The following is an 11,616-nucleotide window of genomic DNA, read 5'->3' on the forward strand; positions in this document are numbered from 1 at the left end:
CGATGAAGCCCCGTTCCTATCAAGCATTTGCAGCGGCCTGGATCCTGATGGCTGCCCTGATGACCGCCCTGCTGCTGGCGCCCGGCGCCGCCCGCGCCGGCCCGGTGCTCGACCGGCTCAAGGCCGGCGGCACGCTGCGCGTGTGCATCTGGCCCGACTACTACGGCATCACATGGCGCAACCCGCGCACCGCGCGGCTCGAAGGCATCGACATCGACCTGTCGGCCGAACTCGCCGCCGACCTGAAGCTGAAGCTGCAGTACGTCGAGAGCTCGTTCCCGACACTGATCGACGACCTGCGCGGCGAGCGCTGCGACATCGCCATGTTCGCCATCGGCATGCTGCCGCAGCGCATGGAGAAGCTGAAGTTCAGCCAGCCCTACCTGCAGAGCGACATCTACGCCATCACCACCCGCAGCAACAAGCTGGTGCGCCAGTGGCGGGACATCGACCAGCCCGGCGTCGTGGTGGCGGTGCAGGCCGGCACCTTCATGGAGCCGGTGATGGGCGCGGCGCTGAAGCAGGCGCGCATGGTCGCGGTGCGGCCACCCGAAACGCGCGAGCGCGAGCTCGAGGCCGGCCGCGTCGACGTCTTCATGACCGACTACCCGTACAGCCGCCGGCTGCTGGACAACGCCGACTGGGCCACGCTGATCTCGCCGCCCGCGCCGTTCCACGTGCTGCCCTATGCCTATGCCAGCGCGCCGGGCGACGAGGCCTGGTCGGCGACGATCGACGACTTCGTCGGCCGCATCAAGCGCGACGGCCGCCTGCTCGCCGCGGCACGCCGGCACGGGCTGGCGTCCATCGTCGTTCGATAACTAGCGAAATACGCGGCCACGATGTCCACCCCGATCGCCGACGCCGAATCGCGCGCCACCCGCCTGGCCTGGGCTGCCGGCGGCACGCTGGCCGCCGTGCTGCTGCTGGTGGCGCTGCTGCTGGGCTGGCAGGAGCGGCGCAACGCGCTGGCCTTCGAGATGGCGCGCGGCGAACTGCTGGCACGCCAGCTGGAAGACCAGGCCACGCGCGGCTTCGAGAGCAGCAGCACCGCGCTGGGCGCGCTGGCCGGCCTGCTGGCCAGCGCCCGCGAGCCGCTGAACGAGCGCCAGCTCGCGCCGCTGCTGAGCCAGGCCATGCCGGGCCTGCCCTTGCTGCGCAGCGTGGCCTTGGTAGACCTGGACGGGCGCGTGCTGGCCAGCAGCGTGCCGCAGGAGACCGGCCTGCAGCTGCCGCTGGCGACGCTGGGTCCGCTGCCCGAGACCGGCGCCGTGCGCATCGGCCCGCCGCTGCCGGGCCGCGGGCTGGCGGCGCTGGCCCGCCACGGCGCCAGCCCGCGCGGCCTGGCCTTCGTGCCGCTGCTGCGCGGGCTGCAGCTGCCCGGCGGCCGGCCGCTGCTGCTGCTGGGCGTGATGAACCCCGATGCCTTCGGCAACTACCAGGAAAGCGCGCTGCAGGGCGAGGCCGAGGGCGCGCGGGCGCTGCTGCTGGGCTACGACGGCCGGTTGCTGGCGGCCTCGCGCCTGGTGGCGCCCGTGCCCGGCGACGACCTGCGCTGGCATGCCGTGCCGCGCGGGCAGCTGGCCCGGCACGAGCATGGCGCGCTGCTGGGCACCGGCTCCAGCGGCACGACGCAGATCCTGGCCTTCCGCGCTTCGCGCAGCCTGCCGCTGGTGGCAGTGGTGGAGTATCCGGTCGACGCGGCACAGGCCCGCTGGTGGCAGACGATGCGCTGGGCGCTGGCCTTCGGCGGCCTGGGCATCGCGCTGGTGCTGGCGGCCACCTGGGTCGGCTGCCGCAGCCTGCGTGCCCGCGCACGCGCTCGCGCGCTGCTCGACGAGGCGCAGGCCCGCGTCGCGCACAGCGAACGCGAACTCAGCGTGCTGGTGCGCAGCGTGCAGAACCTGCTGTTCCGCACCGATGCGCAGGGCCGCATCACCTTCGTCAACCAGCGCTGGGCCGCCTGGAGCGGCCGGACCCCGGAGCAGACCGTCGGCCAGCGGCTGCGCGACACCGTGCTGCCCGCGGACGCCGCGCGCATCGACACGCTGTTCCAGGCCGGCCCCGGCGATCTCGCCCGCAGCGCCGCGGCGGTGGGCATCGCGGTGCAGCGCGGCGAGCCCCGCTGGCTGGACATCGCCGTGGTGCCGCTGCGCGACCGCGGCCAGGTGGTCGGCTTCGCCGGCAGCGCGGCCGACGTCAGCGACCGCTGGCGTGCCGAGCAGCGGCTGCAGCAGCTCAACGGCGAGCTGACCCTCGCGCGCGACAACGCCGAGGAGGCCTCGCGCGCGAAGTCGGAATTCATCGCCAACATCAGCCACGAGCTGCGCACGCCGCTGCAGTCCATCGTCGGCTTCTCGGAGCTGGGCATCGTGCGCGCCCGCGAGCACGAGCGCCTGGCCGGCATGTTCTGCGACATCCACGGCGCCGGCCACCGCATGCTGGCGCTGGTGAACGACCTGCTGGACGTGGCCAAGATCGACAGCACCGTGGGCACCTTCCACGTCGAGCGTGTCGACCTGCGCCGCCTGGTGCGCGGCGTCGCGCGCGAGCTGCAGCCGCTGCTGGACCGCCAGGGCCTCGGGCTGCAACTGGCGCTGGGCGAGCTGCCGCTGACGGCCAAGGTGGACCCGCTGCGCATCGAGCAGGTGCTGCGCAACGTGCTGGCCAATGCCATCAAGTTCTCGCCGACGGGCGCCGCCATCGAGCTCTCGGCCAGCGTCGACGACGGCCTGATCGCGATCCGCGTGCGCGACCATGGTCCCGGCGTGCCGCCGGCCGAGCTGGAGGCGATCTTCGAGGCCTTCGTGCAATCGAGCCGCACCAAGGACGGCTCCGGCGGCACCGGCCTGGGCCTGGCGATCTGCCGCAAGATCGTGGTGGCGCATGGCGGCAGCATCGACGCGGCCAACGCCCCCGGCGGCGGCGCCTGCTTCACGCTGCGGCTGCCGGCACGCGCCAGCGCCGAGACGATGCCGATGCCGCTGTGAGCGCGATCAGCCCGCGATGCCGACCTGCAGGGTGGCGACGTAGCCGGCACTGACGCTGCCGGTCAGGCTGGCCAGCTGCAGCGTGACGCCGTCGCTGAACACGTTGTCGGTGGCGAAGCTGATGCGCGCGAAGTTCGTCGCGCTGGTGCTGTAGCCGCTGCTGGCGTAGACCTCGTTGCACACGTTCACCGGGAACGCGATCTGCGAGGTCTTGATCTTGCTGCCGTAGCCGCTGGCGCTGGCCAGGCTGGGATAGACCTCGAAGTGCATGTGCGGCATGCGGCCGTCGTAGCAGCCGGGGAAGATGGTGGTGAACACCAGGTTGCCGCTGTCGTCGGTCTGCTGCACGCCGCGCAGGTAGTTCTCGCCGGTGACGCCGCTCGAGTACATCGAGTAGCGGCCCTGCCGGTCGCAATGCCACAGGTAGATCGCGCGGCCACCCAGCGCGGCGCAGCTGCCGGCCGTGTTGACCAGCTGCAGCCTCAGGGTCAACGGCACGCCGTCGGCCACGCCCGTCGCGCCGCCGATGCTCGAGCGGATGTCGCTGCGCACGATGCCCGTCAGCGCCAGCGCATTCGCGACGCTGCCGTTCGCGGTGTTCGAGCCGTCGCCGGGGTAGGGGCCGGCGGTTTCCTCGGGGATCACGCTGCAGCTGCCGCTGGTGGTGGTGGTGGTCGTGCCGGTGCTGCCGATGAGGGTGCCGGTGGTGGTGCCGGTCGTGCCGCCGGCCTCGTCGCCGCCGCCGCCGCAGCCGGCCATCAGCAGCGAGCCGGCGGCGCCGGCGCCGAGCAGCCAGAACAGCGTGTCGCGGCGGCCGGCGAGCTGCTGGCCGAGCCGGTTCAGGTCGGCGGCCAGGCCGTGGTCATGGGGTTCTTGCGCGTGAGCCATCGGAGTCTTCCTGCTTGCTTCGGGCGGCGGACATCGCCGCGCTGCTTTGCAGTGTGAAGCGCCGGTGTTGCGCGAATGGCAGGTGCTTTGTGTCGCTGCCGACACAAGGCACAGCCTGTGTCGGGACGCTCGGTCAGCGGCCGGCGGCCGCATCGAAGACGTAGCCCTGGCCGCGCAGCGTGCGGATCATCTGGGTCTCGCCGCCGGCATCGCCCAGCTTGCCGCGCAGGCGCGACACCGCCAGGTCGATGCTGCGGTCGGTGGCCTCGACGCCGGGCGTGCGCGTGAGCTCGAGCAGGCGCTCGCGGCTGAGCACCTGGCCGGCATGGTCGACGAAGGCCGACAGCAGGCGGAACTCGGCCGCCGACAGCGACACCAGCGTGCCGTCGGGCGCCAGCAGGTGGCGGCGGATGCGGTCGAAGGTCCAGCCGGCGAAGCGCGTCTCGGCCTGCACGGCCGCGGCCAGCGCCTGGCCGCGCCGCAGCACCGCGCGGATGCGGGCCACCAGCTCGCGCGGCTCGAAGGGCTTGGGCACGTAGTCGTCGGCGCCGAGCTCGAGCCCCAGCACGCGCGAGATCGGGTCGCCCTGCGCGGTGAGCATGATCACCGGCAGCGCCGGCCGCGTGCCCTTGAGCCAGCGGCACAGCGCCAGGCCGTCGTCGTCGGGCAGCATCAGGTCGAGCAGCACCACGTCGACCTCGGCGGTGGGCGCCACGCGGCGGAAGCTCGCGCCATCGGCCAGCGCCTGCACGCTGATGCCATGCTGGCCGAGGTAGCCGGTCACCAGCTCGCGGATCGCGGCATCGTCGTCGAGCAGCAGGCAGTTCAGCATGGCCGCTCCTTTGGCACGTCAGCGCCTCAATCCAGCGTGACTTCGGTGCGGACGGTGCCGGCACGGTCGGCGCTGGCGGTCAGCGCCAGGTGCGTGCCGCGCGGCGCCTTGACGACCCACTCCGCCACCGCGCGGTCGGCGGTGATCTCCTTGTTCGGCAGGAAGGCCTGCAGCGAGTTCTTCGGCGCATGGCCCTCGAGGTGCGGGCCGACGATGCGCTGCGGGCCCGACACCAGCGCCACGCCCGGCGGCAGGTGCAGCTCGAACACGGTGCCGCGCACCGTCTTGCGCTCCAGCGCGCGCTTGCTGATGTTCGACGGCAGGTAGCCCGCATTGCCGACCGCGAAGCGCACGCGCCAGGTGTCGGGGCCCAGCGCGCGCACCTCGGTGCGCAGCACCTCGAGCTTGGGCAGGCTCAGGGCCAGCTGCGTCAGCCAGGCCGGGAAGCGCGCGGCCTCGCGCTCGCGCAGCTGCGGCGGCGGGTTGCGCCAGTAGTTCAGCCGGTCCCAGCCGCCGAGCTCGACCATGCCCAGCTGCGGGTGGCGGTACGGGTACCAGTTGACGTGGGCCTGGCCGCCGCACTGCTCGTCGCTCCACTTCAGCAGCTTCAGGTCGTCCTCGACCGGGTGCTCGCGGTACCAGTGGATCCAGTCGTAGTCGGTGATGCCGGCTTCCTTGTTCGGGGCCCAGATCTCGACGGTCCAGAACAGCGCGCCCAGGTGCTCGTAGATCCAGTCCTGCGTGCCTGTGATGACTTCCTTCGGGTGGTACTTGAAGTCGTGGAAGATGCTGATCGAGGGGTAGCCGGTGAGCTTCTCGCCGAGCGCCGACAGGCGCTTGTAGACCCACAGGTCCTCGGGCGTCATGTCGTCGTCGCTCTGCGTGCCCATCGGCCGCAGGATCACGCCCGAGTGGGTGTGGAAGCTCACCGCGGCGCCGATGTTCGGATGCGCGGTGATGAACTCGACCATCGCCCGCACCTCGGGCTCGCTGGTCGGGAACGGGCCGGCGCCCTTCTGCTCGAACTCCTGGCGCCAGTAGGCCGGGAAGTTGCGGTTCAGGTCCAGGCCCTCGCGGTCGGGGTTCACGCTGATGCGCAGGCCGTCGTAGTGCGTCAGCGTGCCCTCGGGCATCACGCGGTAGTACTGGCCGCCGAACTCGCCGGGCTCGCGCGGCACCATCAGCCGCGGGTCGGCCTCGTGGCATTTCCAGGGCCCGTGCGGATCGGGCACGCGCATGTGCAGCACGCGGCCGTCGCCGTCGATGTCCTCGGCCGTCAGGCCTTCCACCGGGTCTTCGTCCCAGGGGTAGGGCCGCGTCGACGAGCGGATGTAGCGCGGCTTGTCTGCCAGCGCCAGCTCGGCGCCGTCGGGGTTGACGCGCGGGCAGATGTAGACCGCGCGGGTGTCCAGCAGCTGCGTCACCTTGGCGTCGCTGCCGTGGCCCGACAGCAGCTGGTGCAGCCAGTACAGGCAGGCCGTGGACGCGGTGAGCTCGCCGGCGTGGATGTTGCCGTCGATCCAGAACGCGGGCTTGTCGCGGTCGGCGCCGGTCTTGGCATTCGTCAGCGCGATGACCCAGATGTCGCGCCCCTCGTGGCTCTTGCCGATCGAGCGCAGCTGCGCAAGCTCGGGCCGCGCGGCGGCGTATTCCTGCAGCAGGCCGGTCAGTTCGGCATGGCGGTAGAAGATGTCGAAGCGGGGGTCAGGCAGAGGGGCCACGGCGCGCGGAAGTGTCGACAGGAGGGGAAATCGAGTGTCGCACGGCGCCGCGCCGCGACCGGTAGGGCAGCTGCAGCGTCAGCGCCACCAGCGCCAGCACGTGGTACTGCCAGGCCACGCGCGGCATGTCCAGCAGGCTGTCGACCAGCCCGACGATCATGAAGCCCAGCAGCGCGGCGGCCAGCGCCGGCGCCAGCGGCTGCGCGGCCGCGCTGCCGAGCGTGACGCGCCCCATCGCCGCCAGCCACACCAGGCCGGCGATCAGCAGGCCGAGGCCGCCCTGCTCCACCCACAGGTGCACGGCCAGGTTCTTCGCATGCCAGGGCAGGTGAAAGCGGTCGCTGGAGAAGAACCAGCGCGCCAGCCCGCCGCTGCCGCGGTCTTCGAAGTCGCCGTTGTGCAGCAGCTCGCGGCCGCTGGCGTCCTTCAGCGACAGGTGGGCCAGCGCCACCGGCACCGCGCCGGTCTCGCTGCCGATCGAGAACACCACCACGCGCGGCAGGTACCACGGATCGGGCGGCAGCCCTTCGCCGTCGACCCGCTGGCTGAAGTGCTGCCATTGCCCCTGCGTGGCCGGCACCTCGAGGTTGCGCACCTGGCAACCGCCATCGTCGTACAGCAGGTGCTTCTTGCAGACGTCGACATGCACGTTCACCGGCTTGTCGGCGCGGGCGTCGAAGGCCACCGTCAGCCTGCCCTCGGGCGGCGCGATCCGCTGCGAGACGCGCAGGATCTCGCCCCAGCCGATCATGTGCGTGCCGGCGGCCATCACCAGCCAGGCACGGTCGCCTTCGGCCTGGCGCCGGAAGTCGCCGGGCCGCTCCTGGGGGCCGGCCGTCATCGCGTAGTGCTCGGGGTAGCGGCCCAGGCCGATGCCCAGCCACTGCTGTTCGGCCGTTTCGGTGAGTCCGATGCCGCGGCGCCAATGCGCCTCGCGCCCGCCCAGGTCGCCTTCGGACGCCGACAGGCGCTCGGTCATGTAGGCGCCGCCGCCGAACACTGCGACCATCGCGGCCATCGCCACCAGCGCGGTGGCCATCAGCCCGTGCCAGCGCGGCGCGGCCGGCCAGCGCAGGCGCGGCTGCGTGGCCGCGGCGACGAACACGCCGAACAGCAGCAGCGCCACCGGCCAGGCCGCGGCCAGGCCTTTCGCATAGCCCCAATGGTCGGCCACCTGCACCATCGCCGCCAGCGCGGCGATGAAGCCGGCCAGCGCCAGCGCGCCGAGCACGCTGGGGCCCGCGGTCGGCGGCCCCTGGCGCAGCCGCCAGGCCAGCAGTGCGCCGCTGGCCAGCAGCCACAGGCCGAAGGCGATGTACGGCGCCTTCGGCACGGCCGTGGCCGCGGCCAGCGACAGCCCGGCCGCCACCAGGCCCAGCAGCAGGCCGGCGGACCATTCCGCGCGCCCGAAGCGCGCCGCCTCATGCGCCAGCGGCAGCATCAGCCAGACGCAGCCGATCAACGCCAGCAGGCCGCGGTAGCCGGCACCGCCAAAGACGAAGAAGGCCGCGACCGCGAAGCCGGCCAGCAGCAGCGCCGCCGGCAGCAGCTGGGCGCCCAGCTGTCGGCGCGCATCGGCGTCGCGCCCGGCCAGGCGCTGGCGCACGACCAGCACCGCCATCAACGCCAGGCCGGCCGGCAGCGCGACGTAGACGATGCGCGAGAAGGTGGTCAGGGCGGCATAGCCCGCCAGCAGCAGCGTGAACAGCGCTAACCCGAGATCGGCGCGGCCACGGGCCTGCAGCCCCAGCAGCACCGCGAACGGCAAGGTCATCGCCAGGTAGCCGTCGAGCGCGGCACCGCCGACATGCATCTCCCAGAACAGCGCGGTGGTGCGGTAGTCCGACGAGAAGTTCAGCAGCTCGGTGAAGGCCAGGCGCTCGTACAGCGCGGCCATCGCGCAGCCGGCCAGGCCCAGCGTCAGCCCGCGCAGCAGCAGGCGCTGCGCGCCGGGCAGGTCCTGCCGGCAGGCCGCGCGCCACAGCGGCCACCACAGCAGCGCGGCCGGCAGCGCCTTGGCCAGGCGCAGTGCATTCATCGGCTCGCGGTAGCCCTGGGTCCAGCCGAACTGCCAGCCGCCGGCATCGGCCACGCCGCGCCACATCGACAGCCCCACCGAGCCCAGCGCCAGCAGCACCAGCAGCACCGACACCAGCGGCACCGCGGGCAGCCGCGGCACGCCGCCATCGGGCGCCGGCGGCTCGGGCGCCGGCCAGGCCAGCCGCCCATAGGCGCCGGCCGCAGCGGCCAGCAGCAGCAGGTCGAACTCCTCGACCAGCAACCAGCCGGTCCACGGCGTCAGGTCGACCAGCGGCAGCAGCGCCGGCACGGCCGCCAGCGCCACCCAGCGCCAGCGCCAGGCGGCCAGCGCGATCAGGCCGATCGGCAGCGCCGAGCCCGCGCCGACCAGCGGGTGATGCCAGCCCAGGCCCAGTGCGAGCACCAGGCACAAGGCGGACAGCAGGGCGGCACCGATCGAAGCCATGGCGGCGGAGTGTCGCAGAGGCCCGAAGGCCTGCGCCCCGCCTCACTGCCCCTTGAAGCGCGGCTGGAAGTGGCGCGACACCGGCAGCTTCTCGGGCCGGCCATGCAGCGTCAGGTGCATCGTGCCCTCGTCCACCCGCACCGCGGCGGCAATGTGCAGGTGGTTGACGATCACCGAGCGGTGCACCTGCCAGAAGCGCTCGCCGTCGAGCTGCGTCAGCAGCTCCTTCAGCGGCGTGCGGATCAGCGCCTCGCCGTCGGCATGCACGACGCGGGTGTAGCGCGCGTCGGCCTCGAAGTAGACGACGCTGTCGACGCGGATCAGCCGCACCTCCTTGCCGACGCTGGCCTGGATCACCGCCGGCGGCGCCGGGCGGCGGATCTGGCCGGCCAGCTGCGCCAGCAGCGCCTGCAGCGCCGCATCGGGCGGCGGCGGGCGGTCGAGCCGCGCCTGCACGCGCGCGATGGCCTGCGCCAGCCGCTCGTCGTCGACCGGCTTGAGCACGTAGTCGACCGCGCCGGCGTCGAAGGCCGCCAGCGCATGGTCGCCGTACGCGGTGACGAACACCACCTGTGCGCGGCCGCCGATGCGCTGCGCGACCTCGATGCCGCTGAGGCCCGGCATGCGGATGTCGAGGAAGCAGGCCGCCGGCTCGTGCTCGAGGAAGGCGTCCCAGGCGTCGGCGCCGTTGACCGCGGCGGCGACGACGTGCAGCGCCGGCCAGCGCCGCTGCAGCGCGGCCAGCAGCTGCGCGCGCGGCGCCTCTTCGTCGTCGGCGATCAGCGCGGTGACGGGGGTGTCGATGACGGGCATGCCGATGCGGGGGGTGTCGGTGGCGTCGTTCATGGTCGGTCGGCGGACAGGGTCTGCAAGGGCAGCCGCAGGCGGGCGCAGGTGCCGCCGCCGGCTTGCGGTTCGAGGCTCAGCGCGGCCGCGTCGCCCCAGGCCTGGGCCAGGCGGGCGCGCGAGTTGGCCAGGCCCAGGCCTTCCTGCAACGGCAGCGCCAGGCCGGCGCCGCTGTCGCGCACCTCGACGAGCGTGTGCTCGCCCTCGCGCCAGGCGCGCACCGCAATCTCGGCACCCTGCAGGCTGGGCTGCACGCCATGCTCGACGGCGTTCTCCACCAGGGTCAGCAGCAGCCCCGGCGGCAGCCGTTGCGTGCGCGCCAGGCCATCGGCCTCGAGCGTGAAGCGCAGCCGCTCGCCCAGGCGCGCCTGCATCACCTCCAGGTAGCGCTGCGCGGCTTCGAGCTCCTCGCCCAGGCTCAGCAGGCGGTGCTGGAACAGCGGCAGCGTCGCGCGCAGGTAAGCGGTGAGCGAGGCCAGCAGCGGCGCGGCGCGGGCGTCGCCCGACGCGACCCAGTGCTGCAGCGAGGCCAGCGTGTTAAACAGGAAGTGCGGCTGGATCTGCGCGCTGGCCAGCTGGCGCGCCATGTCGATGGCCTGCTCGCGCTCGGCCAGCTCGCGCAGGCGGGCCTCGATCTGGTGGGCGCGGAACACGGTGAGGGCCCAGAACGCCAGCGAGCTGGCCATCGCCACCAGGCTGATCGCGCCGCCGACCCAGCGGCGCAGGTCCGGATCGGGCAGCCAGGGCCGGGCCGCATAGGCCAGCGCCACGAGGCCGAACGCGCAGACCATCGAGACGCCGAGCAAGCGGCCCCGGGTCGGCCTTCGCCATAACCACATGGCCGCTCGATATACCGGATAAAGCGCGGCCATCAGCGTGATCCCCACCCAGGGCACGGCCGGCGCAGGCAACAGCTGCAGGCCGGCGACCACGCACGCCAACAGGTTGACCGCCAGCACCATCAGCAGGGTCGGGCTGGGGCGGTCGTGACCGGCGCGGGCCAGTTCCTCGTCGGTGAACGGCCGGGCCGGGCCCGGATACCAGAGCTGGCTCCAGTCGATGCGCTCGCGATGGCGATCGAGGGTGGTCATGCCGCCCGCCCTTCGATCGTCACGCGGGCCAGCGTGCCGGCGTCGGTGGCCTGCAGGTTCAGGCTGGCCGCGCTGCCGAAGCGGTGCTGCAGCCGTTCGCGGCAATTGGCCAGGCCGACGCCGTCGTGCCAGCCGGGCGCCAGCGGCTGGCCACCATTGAGCACCGCCAGCTCGAAGCGGCCGGCCACGCGTTGCGCGCGCACCGCGATGCCGGCCGGCTGCAGCGCGGGCGCGACGCCATGCTCGACGGCGTTCTCCAGCAGGGTCAGCAGCAGGCCCGGCGGCAGCGGCTGGTCCAGGCAGTCGTCGGCCACCGTGAAAGCCAGGTCCAGCCGCTCGCCCAGCCGCGCCTGCATGATGGCCAGGTAGTGGCGGGCCAGCACCAGCTCGTCGCCGAGCGTGGCCTGCTCGCGCGCCAGCAGCTCGGTCGAGCCGCGCAGGAATTGCGTCAGCGAGCGCAGCAGCGCCGGCGCGCGGGCGTCGCCGGTGTCCACCCAGTGCTGCAGCGCGGCCAGCGTGTTGAAGATGAAGTGCGGCTGGATCTGCGCCTGCAGCAGCTGCAGCCGGGCCTCGGCGGCATGGCGCGCGGCGGCGTCGCGCTCGGCCACCAGCTGCGACTGCTGCAGCGCGCGCTGGATCTGCGCGCGCCGGCCCGTGGCCACCGCCCACAGCATCAGCAGCAGCGCCCTGCCGGCCAGCAACTGCACCGGCGTCGCGCGCCACAGCGCACGCAGCAGCTTCTCCCAGCCGGGCGGGCCACCGG

At 73.1% G+C, this 11,616-nt stretch carries 9 protein-coding genes; 2 read left to right on the plus strand and 7 right to left on the minus strand.

Features of this window, described 5'->3' with window-relative positions; genetic code table 11:
• The first annotated feature begins 2 nt into the window (after nt 1-2).
• A complete protein-coding gene (locus ACILR4_RS20380) occupies nt 3-821 on the plus strand; it encodes an ABC transporter substrate-binding protein (RefSeq protein ID WP_395702704.1) in 819 nt (272 codons plus the stop codon).
• A gap of 21 nt (nt 822-842) precedes the next feature.
• The gene (locus ACILR4_RS20385; RefSeq protein WP_395702705.1) at nt 843-2,990 is read left to right on the plus strand and encodes an ATP-binding protein; all 2,148 of its coding nucleotides are present in this window, start codon (nt 843-845) and stop codon (nt 2,988-2,990) included.
• 6 nt (nt 2,991-2,996) lie between these two features.
• Here ACILR4_RS20385 and ACILR4_RS20390 read toward each other — a convergent pair whose 3' ends face one another.
• The 7 genes from ACILR4_RS20390 to ACILR4_RS20420 all read right to left on the minus strand — a co-directional run.
• Nucleotides 2,997-3,878 carry an intradiol ring-cleavage dioxygenase gene (locus ACILR4_RS20390; RefSeq protein WP_395702706.1) on the minus strand — a complete coding sequence of 294 codons (882 nt, stop codon included), beginning with the start codon at nt 3,876-3,878 and terminating at the stop codon, nt 2,997-2,999.
• Nucleotides 3,879-4,011: 133 nt separating this feature from the next.
• Entirely contained in the window at nt 4,012-4,710 is a 699-nt protein-coding gene (locus tag ACILR4_RS20395) for a response regulator (RefSeq protein WP_395702707.1), read from the minus strand.
• A 26-nt stretch (nt 4,711-4,736) separates the two neighbouring features.
• Nucleotides 4,737-6,431 (minus strand): M14 family metallopeptidase, encoded by a 1,695-nt coding sequence (locus ACILR4_RS20400; protein WP_395702708.1) that lies wholly within the window; start codon nt 6,429-6,431, stop codon nt 4,737-4,739.
• On the minus strand, nt 6,415-8,916 hold the full coding sequence (locus ACILR4_RS20405) for a hypothetical protein (RefSeq protein WP_395702715.1): 2,502 nt from the start codon (nt 8,914-8,916) through the stop codon (nt 6,415-6,417). Before ACILR4_RS20405 ends, ACILR4_RS20400 begins: the two co-directional genes overlap by 17 nt.
• Nucleotides 8,917-8,958: 42 nt before the next feature.
• A complete protein-coding gene (locus tag ACILR4_RS20410; protein WP_395702709.1) occupies nt 8,959-9,762 on the minus strand; it encodes a LytR/AlgR family response regulator transcription factor in 804 nt (267 codons plus the stop codon).
• A complete protein-coding gene (locus tag ACILR4_RS20415; RefSeq protein WP_395702710.1) occupies nt 9,759-10,853 on the minus strand; it encodes a sensor histidine kinase in 1,095 nt (364 codons plus the stop codon). The genes ACILR4_RS20410 and ACILR4_RS20415 overlap by 4 nt, the downstream gene beginning before the upstream one ends.
• Nucleotides 10,850-11,616 (minus strand): sensor histidine kinase (locus ACILR4_RS20420; protein ID WP_395702711.1); only part of this gene is annotated, 767 nt, incomplete at its 5' end. The genes ACILR4_RS20420 and ACILR4_RS20415, both read right to left, overlap by 4 nt.

This window comes from Aquabacterium sp. (assembly GCF_044226965.1).
Lineage (GTDB): Bacteria > Pseudomonadota > Gammaproteobacteria > Burkholderiales > Burkholderiaceae_C > Pseudaquabacterium.

Coding starts and splice junctions, on each gene's coding strand:
- ACILR4_RS20380 (WP_395702704.1), top strand. CDS start 3: ATGAAGCCCCGTTCCTATCAAGCATTTGCAGCGGCCTGGATCCTGATG.
- ACILR4_RS20385 (WP_395702705.1), top strand. CDS start 843: ATGTCCACCCCGATCGCCGACGCCGAATCGCGCGCCACCCGCCTGGCC.
- ACILR4_RS20390 (WP_395702706.1), bottom strand. CDS start 3,878: ATGGCTCACGCGCAAGAACCCCATGACCACGGCCTGGCCGCCGACCTG.
- ACILR4_RS20395 (WP_395702707.1), bottom strand. CDS start 4,710: ATGCTGAACTGCCTGCTGCTCGACGACGATGCCGCGATCCGCGAGCTG.
- ACILR4_RS20405 (WP_395702715.1), bottom strand. CDS start 8,916: ATGGCTTCGATCGGTGCCGCCCTGCTGTCCGCCTTGTGCCTGGTGCTC.
- ACILR4_RS20410 (WP_395702709.1), bottom strand. CDS start 9,762: ATGAACGACGCCACCGACACCCCCCGCATCGGCATGCCCGTCATCGAC.
- ACILR4_RS20415 (WP_395702710.1), bottom strand. CDS start 10,853: ATGACCACCCTCGATCGCCATCGCGAGCGCATCGACTGGAGCCAGCTC.